Origin of the sequence: Methylobacterium sp. Leaf123 (genome assembly GCF_001423405.1) — a bacterium.
Classification (GTDB): Bacteria; Pseudomonadota; Alphaproteobacteria; order Rhizobiales; family Beijerinckiaceae; genus Methylobacterium.
Map to the genome: position 1 here is coordinate 170,793 of NZ_LMNS01000001.1, position 15,891 is coordinate 186,683.

A 15,891-nucleotide genomic window follows, 5' to 3' on the forward strand; every position below is an offset into this window, starting at 1 on the left:
ACACGGAGGCGATCGATGGATCTCACCCGCTTCCCCCGCGTCGCGCTCACCGATGGGCCGACGCCGATTCACTCGCTCGACCGTCTCTCGACCCATCTCGGGCCCGAGCTGAACGGCGTGCGCCTGTTCGTGAAGCGCGACGACATCGGCCCGGTGGGTTTGGGCGGCAACAAGCTGCGCAAGCTCGAATTCCTGCTCGGTCAGGCACTGGCGGAGCGGGCCGACACGGTGATCACCGTCGGTGCGCTGCAATCGAACCACGCCCGCCTCACTGCCGCCTCCGCCGCGCGGATGGGGCTCGCCTGCGAACTGTTCCTCACCCGCAGCGTCCCGCGGGAGGACCTCGACTACACCACCAACGGCAACCGGCTGCTGCAGGATCTGTTCGGCGCCCATGTCCACATTCTGCCCGGCGAGGCGGACTCACTGGCGCAGGCCGAGGCGCGGGCGGAGGAGTTGAGGGCGGAGGGGCGGCGCGTCTACGTCTTCCCGTCCGGCGGGTCGAGCCCACTCGGCTGTCTCGGCTATGCGGCTTGCGCCGCCGAGATCCTGGAGCAAGCGGCCAATCTCGGCCTCGCCTTCGCCCGCATCGTCGTGCCGAACGGCAGCTCCGGCACCCATGCGGGGCTCGCCGCCGGCCTCGCCGCCGCCGGCCGCGACCCGCATCTGGCCCAGTCCTACACGGTGCTCGCCCCCGAGCCGGAAGCGACGGCCGCAACGCTGACCAGGGCCCGCGACACCCTCGCGCTGATCGATGGCAGCCAGACGCTCGCCGACGACGCCATCCGCGTGGACGGCGCCCATCGCGGGCCGGGCTACGGCATTCCGACCGAGGGCATGCGCGAGGGAGTGCGGCTGATGGCGCGCACGGAAGGGCTGCTGCTCGACCCCGTCTACAGCGGCAAGGCGTTCGCCGGGCTTCTCCACGACGTGCGCGCTGGCCTCTACGAGCGCGGCGCGGCAGTGCTCTTCGTGATGACCGGCGGTGTGCCGGGGCTGTTCGCGTATCGGAGCGAGTTTTAGCGGTCTCGACCCTCCCCCTCTGCGGGGGGAGGGTGCCCGCCGAGCGGGCGGGAGAGGGGTGGCTCAGGTCTTTCTGGAAGCGGCGCTCCCCTCACCCGACCCCCTTTGGGGGCCACCCTCTCCCGCAGAGGGGAGAGGGATTCGCTCTCACCGCTCCGTCAGCTTCATCTCGATCCGGCGATTTCGGGAATAGGCTTCCTCGCTCGTTCCCGAATCGAGCGGCTGGAACTCGCCGAAGGCGCCGGCCAGGAGGCGCTGCGGCGGAAGGCCCTTGCTCCGCAGGTACTGCACCACGGCGATGGCGCGCGATGCCGACAGCGCCCAGTTCGAAGGAAACTGCGCCGACTGGATCGGCCGCGCATCGGTGTGGCCATCGACCCGCAGAACCCAGGGGATGTCGGCGGGGATCTCCCGCGCGATGTCGAGGATCGCTCCGGCGATCCGGTCGAGTTCCGGCCCGGCCTCGGGCTTCAGCGCGGCGGAGCCGGCGGCGAACAGCACCTCGGATTGCAGCACGAAGCGGTCGCCGACGATGCGGACATCCGTGCGGCTGCCGATGACTTGGCGCAGCCGCCCGAAGAAGTCGGAGCGGTAGCGGGCGAGTTCCTGAACCCGCTGGGCGAGCGCCACATTGAGGCGGCTGCCGAGTTCGGCGATGCGGGCTTGGCTCTCCCGGTCGCGGGATTCCGAGGCCGCCAGCGCGTCCTCCAACGCCGCGAGTTGCCGGCGCAGGGCCCGGATCTGCTCGTTGAGCAACTCGACCTGATTCTGGGCCCGCTGCGTCGCGCCGCGCTCGGCCGCGAGCTGGGCATCGACGTCGGCGCTCTTGCCCTGGGCCGCCTCGCTGGCATCGGTCAGCGCCCGGAGCCGGTCGCGCTCGGCTTCCGTGGCGGTCAGGGTGTTGCGCAGGCCGGAGGCCGCCTCTTCCTGGGCGCGGCGGCTGGAACGCTCCAACGCTAATAGGTCGGTGAGGTCGGCGATCTGGCGGTTGAGGCGGGTGAGCACCGCGTCGCGCCCGGTCAGCTCCTGCGAGAGGAAGAACTGCCCCACCACGAAGACGGTGAGCAGGAAGACGACGGCGAGCAGGAGCGTCGCCAGCGCGTCGACATAGCCCGGCCAGACGTTCAGGCTGCGCTGCGAGCGCGCGCGAGCGGACGCCATCTAGGAGCCGACCTTTTCGCGGGCCAGCCGTTCGAGCACCTGCTTCAGCTCGCGCTCCCGGGCGGCCTGGGCCTCGACCCAGTCGCGGATCATCTGCTGCTCGGCCCGCATATGCTGCACGAGACCCTGGATGCCCTCGGCGAGGTTGGTCATGGCCTGGGTCGCGCCCCGGCCCCCGGCGCCCTCGGCGATGACGCCGCTCAGGCGGTCCACCGCCGCCTGCAACTCGCGGGCGATGGTCGGGTCGTATTCCGGCGCCGGGCGCGCCGCGACGGCGGTCGTGGCGACCGCCTGTTCCTCGCCGGAGACGAGCCAGTCTTCCAGCTCGTTATGGAAGCGCGAATGCGCCTGACCCGCCTGCAGGTCGAGGAAACCGACGATCAAGGAGGAGGCGAGGCCGAACAGTGAGGCGGAGAAGGCGAGGCCGATGCCCGACAGCGGCACCGCGAGCCCGCTCTTGAGTTCGTCGAACATCACCGCCGCGTCGCCGCCACCGCGCATGCCGCCGATCACCGAGCCGACCGCCGAGAGGGTCTCGATCAGGCCCCAGAACGTGCCGAGCAGGCCGAGCAGGATCAGGATGCCGGCGATGTAGCGCAGGATCTCGCGGCCCTCGTCGAGCCGCACCGCGGTGGTGTCGAGATGCGCGCGGGTGGATGAGAGCGTCATCCCATCGCGCCGCGCTACAATGGCGGGCAGCAGGGGGGCGAGCAGGGCCGGCCGGTCCTTCGGGTTCTGCCCGGCGGCGACCGCGTTGACGTAGCGCACCTCGCGAAACAGCCGCGTCACCTGACCGAAGGCGAGCAGAACCGCGATCAGCAGCACACCGAGGATCAGCCCGTTCAGGCCCGGATTGGCGAGGAAGGCCGGGGTGATCTGCTTGTAGAGGACGAAGGCGAGGAAGCCCGCGAGCGCGAGGAACACCAGCATCCGCACCAGCGTCATGCCGGGCTTGGCCAGGGGAGGCGTGTCGGAGGACGCGGAACGGGCCGCCATCGGGTCCATACTCGTGTTGGGCCTGACGCCGGAACCGGCGGCACCGCTGTGTCGAAACCGGCTGCACTGTGGCCGCTCGGTCTATCGCGATCAAGTCGCGGTGCCGTATCGTTCAACGAGCATTCGAGCGAGGACGACCCAAGGCTGCGAAGGGATCGGCCTCAATCCCACTCGAGCGGCCAGGTCTCCTCGAGATGGGGGCCGAGGCGCACGGCCCAGACGCGCTTGGCCAGCCCCGTGGCGTCGTCGGTCTCGACCGCGATGCCGCAGAGCGTCCCCTCGCCGGTCGCCGCTTCCAGCCGCGAGCCCGGCGTCTTCTGAAGGAAGCGGCGCACCGGCTCGTCCTTCTGCATGCCGAGCACGGAATCGTAGTCGCCGCACATCCCGGCATCCGACAGGTAGGCGGTGCCGTGGGGCAGGACGCGGTGATCGGCGGTCGGCGCGTGGGTGTGGGTGCCGACCACAAGGGTGGCGCGGCCGTCGAGGAAATGCCCCATGGCCTGCTTCTCGCTGGTGGCCTCGGCGTGCATGTCGACGATCACCGCATCCGCCGCCGCGCCGAGCGGGCAGGCGTCGAGTTCGCGGTCGGCTGCGGCGAAGGGGTCGTCGAGCGGGTCGAGATAGATCCGGCCCATCACGTTGACGACGAGGACGCGCGCGCCGCGGGACGTCTCGATCACCGTGGCACCGCGGCCCGGCGTGCCCGGCGGGTAGTTCGCCGGGCGGATCAGCCGCGGCTGGCGGGCGATGAAGACGAGCGCCTCGCGCTGGTCGAAGGAGTGGTTGCCGAGCGTCACCGCGTCGGCGCCGGCCTGGAGAATCTCGTCGCAGATCGATTCGGTGATGCCGAAGCCGCCCGCCGCGTTCTCGCCGTTGATGACGACGCAGTCGAGCCGCCAGCGCTCGCGTAAGGACGGCAGACGTTCGGTAACGGCGTGGCGGCCGGGACGTCCGACGATGTCGCCGAGGAAGAGGATGCGCATGCAGCATCGGCCCGAAAGGTGGTCGCCGGCCTCTCGGAAGAGCCGATGCGAGCCAAATGAAAGGTCTAGCTCTGCCGGAGCGGCACGGGACCGGCCTCGGTCACGAGATGGTCGAGCGGGCGGTCATGGGGTTCAGCCGGGACATGTGCAATCTCCTGGACGGAGAAGGCGATGCCCACGGTCAGCACCGGGCCGTTCTTCGAGAGCCGCTCGATCGCCTGATCGTAATAGCCCGCGCCGTAGCCGATGCGCTGGCCCGCGCGGTCGAAGGCGGCGAGCGGCACGATCAGGGCGGTGGGGTCGAGCGGGGGGAGGTCGTCGCGGGGCTCGCTGAGGCCAAAGCCGCCCTTCACCAATTCCTCGCCCGCGCGCCATTCGCGGAAGACGAGGCCTTGCTTGGTGACCTTCGGCAGAGCGACCCGCTGGCCGCGGGCGAACAGGCGCTCGATCAGCGGGCGCGGGTCGATCTCGGAGCGGATCGGCCAGAAGGCGCCGACCAGCGGCGCCTGCGCGAGTTCGGGCAGGGCCGCGATGATCTCGGCGGCGCGCAACGAGCCGGCCCTGCGGGCCTCGGGCGAAAGCGCGTCACGGCGCTTCAGTGCCTCGGCGCGGAGGCTCGCCTTCAGGGAGCGTTCGGGAGAAGAGTGCGGAGCCACGTGAGCCGTTGGAGTGTCGATCCCGGGAAACCTACAGTGTAGGTGGGCGCCGTGTTGGCCAAGTCCACGGACAAGGCCAGTGACAGCTCCCTGGGGAGTCGATAAGGCCCCGGGGAAAGTTCTCCTGACGAACTCTGCAGCCCCGCCCGCCAGAGATAGACGCGCTCGCGTCCCGGCGCCAGGGGGCGATCGCGTGATGCCTCAGAAATTCGAAGCCGGCGCGACGATCCGGCCGACCTTGGACGGCCCGTACGTCGTTCAACCGCCGCGGTCGGCCTCGCCCTTGCCGCTCGATGAGCCGCCGGGCTGGCCCGACAGCGCGCGGGCGAGGCGGTCGATCCGCTCGGCGGCGATGCCCACACCGCTCGCGAGCCGGGCCTGATCGGCCGCGCCCTGGGCCGCGTGCTGTTCCAAGTCGGCGATACGGCGGCGGGCTTCGAGCAGTTCGTCGGCCAGCGTCAGCGAGGCCATAACGTGAAGCCGCATGTCGCCGATCTCGCCGAAGGTGCCGCGCATCTCGGTGACACGGTCGTCGAAGCTCTTGGCCAAGGCCGCGAGATGGTCTTCCTCGCCGGGGCCGCAGGCCATCCGGTAGCTCTTGCCCGCGATGGTGACGTTGACGTGCGGCATCCGCGTTTGAACCTGACTCGAACTCAGCGCCCGGACGGGCCGGACAGGACGTCTTCCACCGTCTCGATGGCGCGATCGAGGCGACGGTTGACCTCGCCGGTCGTGGAATTCATCCGGGCGAGCCGTGCGCCCGCCGCATCGAGTTCGGCGGCGAGCCGCACCCGGTCCTCCTCCAGCAGGGCGAATTCCGTCTCCCGGTCGCCGCGGCTGGGCTCGGCTTCGAGCTTGCGGGCCACCGCCGTCTCGAGCAGCGCCAGCGCCGTATCGAGCCGGTGCAGGGCCTCTTCCAGCCCGACGCCGTCCTGCCTCCTGCCCTGCGCCGCCTTCGTATCCGCTCGCGCCATATTAACCCGTCGATTGCCGTCTGATCGGAGCCCGCCAGGAAACGCCTGCCACGAAACGCGCCTCGCGCCGCGGCGGCCAGATCGCAAACGGCCGGCGGCGGAAGGACTTTCGCGGTACTCCGAACCCTCGATGCGAACAGGTTTCAGCCAAGCGCATTCGAAATTCCAGACAATTCACAGGCTTGCCCCCGATCTTTGACAGCCTCGGGCGCCATGTTAGAGAGCCGGCGCCCGGCCCCGATCCCCCGGCGCGGGGCCGCCCTACGGATTCTCCAGACCGTGACTTTTCCCGGCTCCCCGCTCAGACCGTCCGCCGACCGGACGTCTGCGGGCCGCCTCACGGTTCATCCCCCGTTCAGTGCCGCCCCGCTTGGAGCGGTCTCATCGTCATCGGGCGCCGCGCGCGACAGCCGCCGGCTGGCCCGACCGTTGTTCCATCGGCGCGCGGGTGCGCCCCATTTCGAAGGAGTCACGCCGTGACCGTCAAGGTTGCCATCAACGGGTTCGGGCGCATCGGCCGTAACGTGCTGCGCGCCATCGTCGAAGCCGGCCGCACCGATATCGAGGTCGTCGCGATCAACGATCTCGGCCCGGTCGAGACCAACGCCCACCTGCTGCGCTACGATTCCGTGCATGGCCGCTTCCCGGCCGAGGTCGCGGTCGAGGGTGACGACATCGTCATCAACGGCAAGCGCATCCGCGTCACCGCCGTGCGCAACCCGGCCGAGCTGCCCCACCGCGAGCTCGGTGTCGACATCGCGCTGGAATGCACCGGCATCTTCACCTCGAAGGACAAGGCGAAGGCCCATCTCGATGCGGGCGCCAAGCGCGTCCTCGTCTCGGCGCCTGCCGACGGGGCCGACCTCACGGTCGTCTACGGCGTGAACCACGACAAGCTCACCGCCGAGCACCTCGTTGTGTCCAACGCCTCCTGCACCACGAACTGCCTTGCGCCCGTGGCACAGGTGCTGAACGACACGGTGGGGATCGAGCGTGGCTTCATGACCACGATCCACTCCTACACCAACGACCAGCCCTCGCTGGACCAGATGCACAAGGATCTCTACCGGGCCCGCGCCGCGGCCCTGTCGATGATCCCGACCTCCACGGGCGCGGCCAAGGCCGTCGGCCTCGTCCTGCCGGAGCTGAAGGGCAAGCTCGACGGCACCGCGATCCGCGTGCCGACCCCGAACGTCTCGGCGGTCGATCTCGTGTTCACGGCGAAGCGCGAGACCTCGGTCCAGGAGATCAACGACGCGATTAAGGCGGCGGCTGCCGGCCCGCTCAAGGGTGTGCTCGGCGTGACCGACCGTCCGAACGTGTCGATCGACTTCAACCACGATCCGCACTCGTCCACCTTCCACCTCGACCAGACCAAGGTCATGGACGGCACCTTCGTGCGCATCCTGTCCTGGTACGACAACGAGTGGGGCTTCTCGAACCGCATGGCCGACACCGCCGTGGCCATGGCCAAGCTGATCTGACGCTCTAGCTACGCCTGTCGAGGGGCGGCCGGCCGTTGGGGCCGGCCGCCCCCGATCGTCTTCGAGTTCCCACAGAGTACCTCACGAAACGCCCGCTGACTGACCGCCGCTCGTCTGCCGTGACGGTGAAGCGGGCGTTTCGTGCGAGACACTCAGGCGAGCCCGGCTCGCCAAAGCTTCAAGGTGCGTACGCGATGACCGAGACCTCGCCGGCCAAGCCTTCCGGGACCGACTTCATCCCCGCTGCCTCTTCCTCTTCCGCGCCGCCCGCCACCGTGACGCCTGCCGCCGCGTCGCCGAGCGTCGGCAAGGCCGAGCTGCCCGCTTCCGGCGCCGTCAACCACGCCGACCAGCTCGCCCGCATCGAGGACAAGACGGCGCGCATCGAGGACAAGTACGCCCGCTCCGAGGCGCTGCTCTCGCGCGTCGAGGAGAAGGTCGAGTCGGCCTCGGCCCGGATGAACGACGCCGCCCGGCAAGTCGATCTCTCGTCCCTGCGCAGCGAAGTCCGCACCCTGTCCGACCGGGTCGGCCGTCTGCCCGGCACCGGCGCCCTCGTTCTCACCGCCATCATCACCGCCGTGCTCACCGTCGCGCTGATGGTCGCCGTGCAGCGGCTGAATCTCGACCGGATGCTGCCGCACAGCGTCGGCGGCCAGAGCCAGACGACGCCCGCCACTCCGTCGTCCAATCCCCCTGCCTCCAACCCGTAGAAGTCAGACGCAGCCATGACGGATTTCCGCACCCTCGACGATGCCGGCCCGCTCCAGGGCAAGCGCGTGCTGCTGCGCGTCGATCTCAACGTGCCGATGGAGGGCGGACGCGTCACCGACGCGACCCGGATCGAGCGCATCGTGCCGACGATCCAAGAGATCGCCGATGCGGGCGGGCGGGTGATCCTGCTGGCGCATTTCGGCCGCCCCAAGGGCAAGCCGGACCCGAAGGAGTCGCTCAAGCCGATCCTCTCGACGCTCTCGGAGAAGCTCGGGCGGCCGGTGGCGTTCGGTGAGGATTGCGTCGGCGAGGCCGCCGCTTCAGCCGTCGCTGCCCTGAAGGATGGCGACGTGCTCCTCCTCGAAAACACCCGCTACCATGCGGGCGAGGAGAAGAACGATCCCGACTTCGCCAAGGCGCTGGCGGCCAACGGCGACATCTACGTCAACGAGGCGTTCTCCGCCGCCCACCGCGCGCATGCCTCGACGGAAGGGCTTGCCCGCCTGCTGCCGGCCTATGCCGGGCGCCTGATGCAGGCCGAGCTCGATGCGCTCACCAAGGGCCTCGAAGCGCCGGCCCGCCCGGTGATCGCCATCGTCGGCGGCGCCAAGGTCTCGACCAAGATCGACCTGCTCGAAAACCTCGTCGCCAAGGTCGACATGCTGGTGATCGGCGGCGGCATGGCCAACACCTTCCTGCACGCGCAGGGCAAGGATGTCGGCAAGTCGCTCTGCGAGAAGGATCTCGCCGAGACCGCCAAGCGCATCCTGGCCGCGGCCAAGGAGAAGAACTGCACCATCATCCTGCCGGTCGATGCGCTGATCGCCCGCGAGTTCAAGGCCAATGCCGAGAACGAGACCGTGCCGGTCGATGCCGTGCCCTCCGACGCGATGATCCTCGATGTCGGCGCCTCCTCGATCGCGACGATCGACGGCGCCATCGAGGAAGCCCGCACGCTGGTCTGGAACGGCCCGCTCGGCGCCTTCGAGCTGACGCCCTTCGACACCGGCACGGTCGCGGTCGCCCAGCACGCCGCCCGGCGCACCAAGGCCGGCCAGCTCGTCAGCGTGGCGGGCGGCGGCGACACCGTGGCGGCCCTCAACCATGCAGGCGTGGGCGAGGACTTCTCCTACGTCTCCACGGCCGGTGGCGCCTTCCTCGAATGGCTGGAGGGCAAGGAGCTGCCCGGCGTCGAGGCGTTGCGCGCCCAGGGCTGAAGACCGGATCAGCCGCCCGGTCAAGCGGGCGGCGACGCCGACAAACGCGCGGATTTTTCAGCGCCTGGCCGCAGGCTTGCTGCACCGGGCACCTATATAGGCCGCAGCAAGGGACAGGCCCGGCTGAGGCCGCATCGCACGAGGATCGAACCATGGCACGCATCACTCTCCGGCAGCTCCTCGATCACGCCGCCGAGTACGGCTACGGCGTGCCTGCGTTCAACCTGAACAACATGGAGCAGGGGCTCGCCATCATGGCGGCGGCGGATGCCACCGACTCGCCGGTGATCCTCCAGGCGAGCCGCGGCGCGCGCGCCTATGCCAACGACGTGGTGCTCGCCAAGCTCATCGACGGCCTCGTCGAGATCTACCCGCATATCCCCGTCTGCATGCATCTCGACCACGGCAACAACGAAGCCACCTGCGCCACCGCGATCCAGTACGGCTTCACCTCGGTGATGATGGATGGCTCGCTCAAGGCCGACGGCAAGACTCCGGCCGACTACAATTACAACGTCGAGATCACCCGCAACGTCACCAAGATGGCCCATTGGGCCGGCGTCTCGGTCGAGGGCGAACTCGGCGTGCTCGGCTCGCTGGAGAGCGGCCAGGGCGAGGCCGAGGACGGCCACGGCGCTGAGGGCGTGCTCTCCCACGATCAGCTCCTGACCGACCCGGACGAGGCGGTGAAGTTCGTGGCCGCCACCAAGGTCGATGCGTTGGCCGTGGCCATGGGCACCAGCCACGGCGCCTACAAGTTCACGCGCAAGCCCGACGGCGACGTGCTCGCCATGGGCGTGATCGAGGAGATCCACCGCCGCCTGCCGACGACCCACCTCGTCATGCACGGCTCCTCCTCGGTGCCGCAGGACCTTCAGGACATCATCAACCAGTATGGCGGCGAGATGAAGCCGACCTGGGGTGTGCCGGTGGAGGAGATCCAGCGCGGCATCAAGCACGGCGTGCGCAAGATCAACATCGACACCGACAACCGCATGGCGATGACCGGCCAGATCCGGAAGGTGCTGACCGAGAACCCCTCCGAGTTCGATCCGCGCAAGTACCTGAAGCCCGCCATGGAGGCGATGACCAAGCTGTGCCGCCAGCGCTTCGAGGAGTTCAACACCGCCGGTCAGGGCTCGAAGATCCGTCCGATCTCGGTCGCCGACATGGCCAAGCGCTACGCCAGTGGCTCGCTCGACCCGAAGATCGACGCCTGATCCGTCATGGCTGAATCAGAGTCGACTGCGGCCCGGCCCCGCCTCGCCCTCCTCACCCCCTACGGTCTCGGCGCCTCCGAGGCCGAGGCGACCGCGCAGGCGCTCGACGCCGCCTGCGCTGCGGGGGACGTCGCGGCGGTGATCCTGCGGCTGGCGGCGTCCGACGAGCGCAGCCTCATCGCCCTCGTCAAGCGACTGGCCCCCCCGGCGCAGGAGCGCGGCGCGGCGGTGCTCGTCTCCGTGCCGGGCTTTGCCGGCGACATCGTCTCTGTCGCGGCCCGCGGCGGGGCCGACGGGGTGCATCTCGACCGCGCCGACGAAGAGGCCCTGCGCGATCTGCGCGGGCGCCTGCGCGATGGCCGCATCCTCGGGACCGGCGGCGTGCTCGGCTCGCGCAACGCGGCGATGGTCGCGGGCGAGACCGGCGTCGATTACCTGATGGTCGGCGGCCTCTTCCCCGACGGCGTCGCGCCCGATGCCGAGGAGGTGCGCGAGCGCGCCGCGTGGTGGGCCGAGATCTTCGAGACACCCTGCATCGCGGTGTCGACCGCCGCCGAGGATGTCCCGGCGCTCGTGCTGACGGGTTCCGAGTTCATCGGGCTCGAAAGCCCCCTTTGGCTCGATGACCCCGAGGGGGTTCGGGCCGCACAGGCGCAGCTCGACAAGGCACGATGATTTTTTTTGATGGAAGGACCGTGGCGGTGCCCTCCAAAGCCCACCCCCCTCTGAGAGGGCAGGGAAGGGCGCGTGGGCGCACGGGAAAGGCCGCACTCCAAACTGGAATCCTGTCCCTGACGGCCCTGAGCGCCTGGGCAATCCTCGCGCTCGATAGCGGTTCTCTGCACGCCGCCCCGAAGCCGCCGGCCACGAAGGAGCCCGTCGCGCAGACGCCGGCCAAGCCGAACCTGCTCGACCTCAAGCGTGAGCTGCCCTCGCCCTACTCGGCCAACGCTCAGGGGGCGCAGCCCACGACGGCGAACCCGAATGCGGACGCGGCCTACGGGGCCTATCAGCGCGGTCGCTACGTCACCGCCTTCCGCGAGGCGACCAAGCGGATCGAGGCGAACCCGAAGGACGCCGCGGCGATGACGCTGCTCGGCGAACTCTACAACCAGGGTCTCGGGGTCAAGCCGGACCCCAAACGCGCCCACGAATGGTATCGGCTCGCGGCCGTGCAGAACGACTCCAACGCCATGGCCTCCCTCGGGCTGATGGCGATGGACGGGCGCGGACAGCCCAAGGACGAGAAGGCCGGCCGGTCCTGGCTCGAACAGGCGGCCCGCAAGGGACAGCCCAGCGCCTCCTACAATCTCGCGCTGATCCAGCTCGCGAGCGACAAGCCGGCGGATCTCGCCGCGGCCCTGGCCAATTTCCGGGCCGCGGCCGAGGCCGAGATTCCGGCCGCGCAATACGCGCTTGGCGTGCTCTACCTTCAGGGCAAGGGGGTCCCCAAGGACACGAGCCAGGCCGCGCAATGGTTCCGCCGCGCCGCCGACAACGGCGATCTCGGCGCCGAGGTCGAGTTCGCGATCCGGCTGTTCAACGGCGACGGCGTTCCCAAGGATGAGGCCCGTGCAGCCCGCTACTTCCTGCACGCGGCCCAGCGCGGCAACGCCATCGCCCAGAACCGGATCGCCAAGCTCTACGTCGCCGGCCGCGGCGTGCCGAAGAATCTGGTCGAGGCGGCGGCCTGGAACCTCACCGCGGCGTCACAGGGCCGCGCCGATGCCGGCCTCGATCAGGCGACCGCCGGCCTCAACCCGGACGAGCGCAAGCGCGCCGAGGCGCTGGCCGCGGACCGGGTGAATCTGTCGCCTTAGCGCGCTTTCCGACGAAGCGGGGCAGGGGCTGGTCCATCCGGCGGCGCTCGCGCGAGGATGTGATTGTCACGCAACCCTAGGCTCTCGTACAACCGCGTGACAGGAGCCCGAATGACGTCCAGCCTTCTTCGCCGCAAGCCCTTGCAACTGGAGCCCGGTGAAGAGCGACGGCTGGCCCGAACGCTCGGCTGGCCGCACCTCATGGCCCTCGGTGTCGGCGCGATCGTCGGGACCGGTATCCTCACGCTCATCGGCGTCGGGGCGGCCAAGGCCGGGCCTGCGGTGATCCTCTCCTTCGCCGTCGCCGGTGCGATCTGTGCCTGTGCGGCGCTCGCCTATGCCGAGATGGCGACGATGATCCCGGTCTCGGGCAGCGCCTATACCTACAGCTACGTCGTGCTCGGCGAGGTCCTCGCCTGGGTCATCGGCTGGAGCCTGATCCTCGAATATTCGCTCGTCGTCAGCGCGGTGGCGGTCGGCTGGGCCGGCTACGCCGCGCCGCTGCTGGAGAACCTGTTCGGGTTTCCCAGGGCGCTGATGCAGGGGCCGGATGCGGGCGGAATCGTCAACCTCCCCGCGGTCGCGATCATCGTCGTCGTTGCCGTGCTGCTCCTGCGCGGCACGCGCGAGAGCGCCACGGTCAACGCCGCGCTGGTGCTGGTGAAGATCGCCGCCTTGATCGTCTTCGTGATTTTCGCGCTGCCGGCCTTCGACGCGGCCCATCTCGAACCGTTCAACCCGTTCGGCTTCGTGAAGAGTGTGGGGGCCGACGGGGTCGAGCGCGGCATCATGGCGGCGGCGGCGATCATCTTCTTCGCCTTCTACGGCTTCGATGCCATCGCCACCGCGGCGGAGGAGACGCGCAATCCAGGGCGCGACCTGATCATCGGTATCGTCGGATCGATGGCGGCCTGCGTGTTGATCTACGTCGCGGTCGCGGTCGCCGCGGTGGGGGCCGTGTCCTACACCCGCTTTGCCGACAGTCCGGAGCCGCTGGCGCTGATCCTGCGCGAACTCGGCCGGCCGCTGGTGGCGCAATATCTCGCGGCCTCCGCGGTGATCGCGCTGCCCACCGTCATCCTCGCCTTCTTCTACGGCCAGAGCCGGATCTTCTTCACCATGGCCCGCGACGGGATGCTGCCGCAGAGCCTGGCGAAACTCTCCTCCACCGGCACGCCGGTTCGGATCACCCTCTTTACCGCGGCCGTCGTGACCGTGCTCGCCGGGCTCGTTCCGCTGGGCGAACTGGCCGCGCTGGCCAATGCCGGCACGCTCGCGGCCTTCATGGCGGTCGCGGCCTGCATGCTGGTGATGCGCGTCCGCGCACCCGATGCGCCCCGCACCTTCCGCGCCCCGGCCCCGTGGCTCATCGGGGCGATCACGATCCTCGGATGCGGGTATCTGTTCTTCAGCCTGCCCGCGACGACCCAGATCTGGTTCGCCGTCTGGAACGTCCTCGGATTGGTGTTTTACGCGCTTTATGGCCGGAAGAACGCCTCGGTCGCCGCCGGATAGCGGGAGCGGGTCAGGCGCGACCGGTGAGGTCGCGCAGAACCGCCGGCATCATCTCGGGAAGATCCTCGGAGATCAGCCCCGGCCCGAAGCGCAGACCTGCATCGCCGTGCAGCCACACGGCGGCGCAGGCCGCCTCGAACGGCTCCATCCCCTGCGCCAGCAACCCGGCGACAAGCCCGCCGAGCACATCGCCGGAGCCGGCGGTGCCGAGATGCGGCGTGCCGTGGTCATTGATCGCCGCGCGCCCGTCCGGGGCCGCGATCACCGTGTCGGCGCCCTTCAGCACTACGACCGCCCCGGCGATCTCCGCTGCCCGCGCGGCCCGCTCGACCTTCGTCAGCCCCTCCGCCACGGCCTCCGTGCCGGAGAACAGCCGCACGAACTCGCCCTCGTGCGGCGTGAGCACGGCCCGCGCCTCGCCGTCGCGGATGTGGCGGGCCAGGGTGCGTACCTCGCTGCGGAAGCTCGTGAGCGCGTCGGCATCGAGCACTAGGGCGCGCCCGGCATTGGCCGCCACCGCGACGAGGTCGCAGGTCGCCGGGCCGGTGCCGAGGCCGGGGCCGAGCAGCAGCGCGTTCAGACGCTCGTCGGCGAGCATGTCGTCGAGGTCGTCGGCATTCTCGCACGGGCGCAGCATGATCGCGGTGATTTGGGCCGCGTTCTCCGCCAGCGCCGAGGCGGGCGAGGCCATGGTGACGAGGCCTGCACCGACCCGCAGCGCCCCGCGGGCGGCGAGCCGGGCCGCGCCGGTGCGCGTGGCCGGGCCCGACAGCACCAGGGCATGGCCGCGGGTGTATTTGTGGCTGCCGACGGTGAGCCGCGGCAGCGCCCACAGGCCGGGCGCGTTGCGAAACAGCGCACGGGTCTCCCCGGCGAGGCCGGCGGCGAAGGCGGCCTCGCCCGTGCCGATTTCGGCGACATGGAGCGCGCCGCAATGGCTCCGGCCGGGCTGGAGCAGGTGGCCGGGCTTGAGCGCGACGAAGGTCACCGTCTCGGTCGCCTCCACTGCGCAGCCGCGCACCGCGCCGCTGTCGCCGTCGATGCCGCTCGGCACATCCACGGCGAGTACGGGGACGCCCGAGCGGTTCACCGCTTCCACGAGGGCACGGGCCGCCCCTTCCAGATCGCGGCAGAGGCCGGCGCCGAACACGGCGTCGATGATGAGGTCGGCCGCTGGAAGCACGGCCTCCACGGCACCCACCGGGCCGGTCCAGGCCTCGGCGGCGAGTGCCGCATCACCCTTGAGCGCGGCGCGCTCGCCGAGCAGACGCAGATCGACCCGGTAGCCGGCCGCATCCAGCAGGCGGGCGGCCACGAACCCGTCGCCGCCATTGTTGCCGGGGCCGCACAGCACGAGCACCCGCCCGCCCTCCGGCACGAGGGCGCGGGCGCGCGCGGCGACGGCAGCGCCCGCCGCCTCCATCAGCGTCAGGCCCGGCGTGCCGACGGCGATGGCCGCAGCATCGACCCGGCGCATCGCCTCAACGGTGAGCAGCCGATGCGTGGCTTGGGGGGATTTCACCGGCTCATGCATGCAACTGGCTCAGCCTATGCCTTTAAATTCATCGTTTTCAGCGGAATTGCCTACATATTCCGCTTTGTTTGCACATTTAGTGCGCAACTTCCCGGTCCCGTCACCCAAATCGCCGTGGCGGTCGCGCGATGGCGATGGTACATAAAAGGCTGACTGAGGGACCAGGCGGATCGGGCTTTTCCGGATGAAGAAGATCGAGGCGATCATCAAGCCGTTCAAGCTCGACGAGGTGAAGGAAGCCCTCCAAGAGGTCGGTCTCCAGGGCATCACCGTGATCGAGGCGAAGGGCTTCGGCCGGCAGAAGGGCCATACCGAACTCTACCGCGGCGCCGAGTACGTCGTGGACTTCCTCCCCAAGGTGAAGCTGGAGATCGTGCTCTCGGACGCCCTGGTCGAGGGGGCCGTGGAAGCGATCCGCAAGTCGGCCCAGACCGGCCGCATCGGCGACGGCAAAATCTTCGTCTCGACGATCGAGGAAGCCATCCGCATCCGCACCGGCGAGACCGGCACCGACGCGATCTAATCCGGGCGGCCCCGCTTTCCTGGCCCGCTTCGTGAAGGGCCGGCCGCGCCCGCGCTTGCCGTAAAGCGCCG

Annotated in this window: 16 protein-coding genes and 1 other RNA gene; 9 read left to right on the plus strand and 8 right to left on the minus strand. The window is 69.9% G+C overall.

Annotation, left to right across the window (positions count from 1 at the left end):
• Nucleotides 1-15 precede the first annotated feature (15 nt).
• Nucleotides 16-1,023 (plus strand): D-cysteine desulfhydrase family protein, encoded by a 1,008-nt coding sequence (locus ASF53_RS00810; RefSeq protein ID WP_056192371.1) that lies wholly within the window; start codon nucleotides 16-18, stop codon nucleotides 1,021-1,023.
• Nucleotides 1,024-1,170: 147 nt separating this feature from the next.
• Here the strand turns inward: ASF53_RS00810 and ASF53_RS00815 are convergent, their stop codons facing one another.
• The 7 genes from ASF53_RS00815 to ASF53_RS00840 form a co-directional block, all read right to left on the minus strand.
• The gene (locus tag ASF53_RS00815) at nucleotides 1,171-2,184 is read right to left on the minus strand and encodes a peptidoglycan -binding protein (protein ID WP_003602930.1); all 1,014 of its coding nucleotides are present in this window, start codon (nucleotides 2,182-2,184) and stop codon (nucleotides 1,171-1,173) included.
• Nucleotides 2,185-3,180 carry a MotA/TolQ/ExbB proton channel family protein gene (locus tag ASF53_RS00820; RefSeq protein ID WP_056193782.1) on the minus strand — a complete coding sequence of 332 codons (996 nt, stop codon included), beginning with the start codon at nucleotides 3,178-3,180 and terminating at the stop codon, nucleotides 2,185-2,187.
• Between the two features lie 161 nt (nucleotides 3,181-3,341).
• The gene (locus ASF53_RS00825) at nucleotides 3,342-4,163 is read right to left on the minus strand and encodes a TIGR00282 family metallophosphoesterase (RefSeq protein ID WP_056192375.1); all 822 of its coding nucleotides are present in this window, start codon (nucleotides 4,161-4,163) and stop codon (nucleotides 3,342-3,344) included.
• Between the two features lie 65 nt (nucleotides 4,164-4,228).
• Complete coding sequence (locus tag ASF53_RS00830) at nucleotides 4,229-4,819, minus strand: 5-formyltetrahydrofolate cyclo-ligase (RefSeq protein WP_056192379.1); 591 nt, start codon at nucleotides 4,817-4,819, stop codon at nucleotides 4,229-4,231.
• Nucleotides 4,809-4,965: non-coding RNA, 6S RNA (gene ssrS, locus ASF53_RS24610), on the minus strand. Before ssrS ends, ASF53_RS00830 begins: the two co-directional genes overlap by 11 nt.
• 112 nt (nucleotides 4,966-5,077) lie before the next feature.
• Complete coding sequence (locus tag ASF53_RS00835) at nucleotides 5,078-5,449, minus strand: cell division protein ZapA (protein ID WP_056192382.1); 372 nt, start codon at nucleotides 5,447-5,449, stop codon at nucleotides 5,078-5,080.
• A gap of 23 nt (nucleotides 5,450-5,472) precedes the next feature.
• Complete coding sequence (locus ASF53_RS00840) at nucleotides 5,473-5,793, minus strand: DUF4164 family protein (RefSeq protein ID WP_056192387.1); 321 nt, start codon at nucleotides 5,791-5,793, stop codon at nucleotides 5,473-5,475.
• A gap of 476 nt (nucleotides 5,794-6,269) precedes the next feature.
• On the opposite strand from ASF53_RS00840, the gene gap reads away from it, so the two are divergent.
• The 7 genes from gap (at nucleotide 6,270) to ASF53_RS00875 (ending at nucleotide 13,763) form a co-directional block, all read left to right on the plus strand.
• Nucleotides 6,270-7,277 carry a type I glyceraldehyde-3-phosphate dehydrogenase gene (gap, locus tag ASF53_RS00845; RefSeq protein ID WP_056192390.1) on the plus strand — a complete coding sequence of 336 codons (1,008 nt, stop codon included), beginning with the start codon at nucleotides 6,270-6,272 and terminating at the stop codon, nucleotides 7,275-7,277.
• Nucleotides 7,278-7,471: 194 nt separating this feature from the next.
• Nucleotides 7,472-7,990, plus strand: a complete 519-nt coding sequence (locus ASF53_RS00850) for a hypothetical protein (protein WP_056192393.1) — start codon at nucleotides 7,472-7,474, stop codon at nucleotides 7,988-7,990.
• Between the two features lie 15 nt (nucleotides 7,991-8,005).
• Nucleotides 8,006-9,208, plus strand: a complete 1,203-nt coding sequence (locus ASF53_RS00855; protein ID WP_056192396.1) for a phosphoglycerate kinase — start codon at nucleotides 8,006-8,008, stop codon at nucleotides 9,206-9,208.
• 152 nt (nucleotides 9,209-9,360) lie between these two features.
• Nucleotides 9,361-10,428, plus strand: coding sequence for a class II fructose-bisphosphate aldolase (gene fba / locus ASF53_RS00860; protein WP_056192399.1), 1,068 nt, complete (start codon nucleotides 9,361-9,363; stop codon nucleotides 10,426-10,428).
• Between the two features lie 6 nt (nucleotides 10,429-10,434).
• Entirely contained in the window at nucleotides 10,435-11,103 is a 669-nt protein-coding gene (locus ASF53_RS00865) for a thiamine phosphate synthase (protein WP_056192401.1), read from the plus strand.
• Nucleotides 11,100-12,248, plus strand: coding sequence for a tetratricopeptide repeat protein (locus ASF53_RS00870; RefSeq protein WP_200943147.1), 1,149 nt, complete (start codon nucleotides 11,100-11,102; stop codon nucleotides 12,246-12,248). The genes ASF53_RS00865 and ASF53_RS00870 overlap by 4 nt, the downstream gene beginning before the upstream one ends.
• A 111-nt stretch (nucleotides 12,249-12,359) precedes the next feature.
• Entirely contained in the window at nucleotides 12,360-13,763 is a 1,404-nt protein-coding gene (locus ASF53_RS00875; RefSeq protein WP_056192404.1) for an amino acid permease, read from the plus strand.
• 10 nt (nucleotides 13,764-13,773) lie between these two features.
• Here ASF53_RS00875 and ASF53_RS00880 read toward each other — a convergent pair whose 3' ends face one another.
• A complete protein-coding gene (locus ASF53_RS00880) occupies nucleotides 13,774-15,297 on the minus strand; it encodes a bifunctional ADP-dependent NAD(P)H-hydrate dehydratase/NAD(P)H-hydrate epimerase (RefSeq protein ID WP_056192408.1) in 1,524 nt (507 codons plus the stop codon).
• 184 nt (nucleotides 15,298-15,481) lie between these two features.
• On the opposite strand from ASF53_RS00880, the gene ASF53_RS00885 reads away from it, so the two are divergent.
• On the plus strand, nucleotides 15,482-15,820 hold the full coding sequence (locus ASF53_RS00885; RefSeq protein ID WP_003600526.1) for a P-II family nitrogen regulator: 339 nt from the start codon (nucleotides 15,482-15,484) through the stop codon (nucleotides 15,818-15,820).
• Nucleotides 15,821-15,891: the final 71 nt, after the last annotated feature.

What these genes read in the sequence shown, in the direction of transcription:
- ASF53_RS00850 (WP_056192393.1), top strand. Translation starts at nt 7,472, where the DNA reads ATGACCGAGACCTCGCCGGCCAAGCCTTCCGGGACCGACTTCATCCCC.
- fba (WP_056192399.1), top strand. Translation starts at nt 9,361, where the DNA reads ATGGCACGCATCACTCTCCGGCAGCTCCTCGATCACGCCGCCGAGTAC.
- ASF53_RS00885 (WP_003600526.1), top strand. Translation starts at nt 15,482, where the DNA reads ATGAAGAAGATCGAGGCGATCATCAAGCCGTTCAAGCTCGACGAGGTG.
- ASF53_RS00855 (WP_056192396.1), top strand. Translation starts at nt 8,006, where the DNA reads ATGACGGATTTCCGCACCCTCGACGATGCCGGCCCGCTCCAGGGCAAG.
- ASF53_RS00825 (WP_056192375.1), bottom strand. Translation starts at nt 4,163, where the DNA reads ATGCGCATCCTCTTCCTCGGCGACATCGTCGGACGTCCCGGCCGCCAC.
- ASF53_RS00865 (WP_056192401.1), top strand. Translation starts at nt 10,435, where the DNA reads ATGGCTGAATCAGAGTCGACTGCGGCCCGGCCCCGCCTCGCCCTCCTC.
- ASF53_RS00875 (WP_056192404.1), top strand. Translation starts at nt 12,360, where the DNA reads ATGACGTCCAGCCTTCTTCGCCGCAAGCCCTTGCAACTGGAGCCCGGT.
- ASF53_RS00820 (WP_056193782.1), bottom strand. Translation starts at nt 3,180, where the DNA reads ATGGCGGCCCGTTCCGCGTCCTCCGACACGCCTCCCCTGGCCAAGCCC.
- ASF53_RS00810 (WP_056192371.1), top strand. Translation starts at nt 16, where the DNA reads ATGGATCTCACCCGCTTCCCCCGCGTCGCGCTCACCGATGGGCCGACG.
- ASF53_RS00835 (WP_056192382.1), bottom strand. Translation starts at nt 5,449, where the DNA reads ATGCCGCACGTCAACGTCACCATCGCGGGCAAGAGCTACCGGATGGCC.
- ASF53_RS00870 (WP_200943147.1), top strand. Translation starts at nt 11,100, where the DNA reads ATGATTTTTTTTGATGGAAGGACCGTGGCGGTGCCCTCCAAAGCCCAC.
- ASF53_RS00840 (WP_056192387.1), bottom strand. Translation starts at nt 5,793, where the DNA reads ATGGCGCGAGCGGATACGAAGGCGGCGCAGGGCAGGAGGCAGGACGGC.
- ASF53_RS00880 (WP_056192408.1), bottom strand. Translation starts at nt 15,297, where the DNA reads ATGCATGAGCCGGTGAAATCCCCCCAAGCCACGCATCGGCTGCTCACC.
- ASF53_RS00815 (WP_003602930.1), bottom strand. Translation starts at nt 2,184, where the DNA reads ATGGCGTCCGCTCGCGCGCGCTCGCAGCGCAGCCTGAACGTCTGGCCG.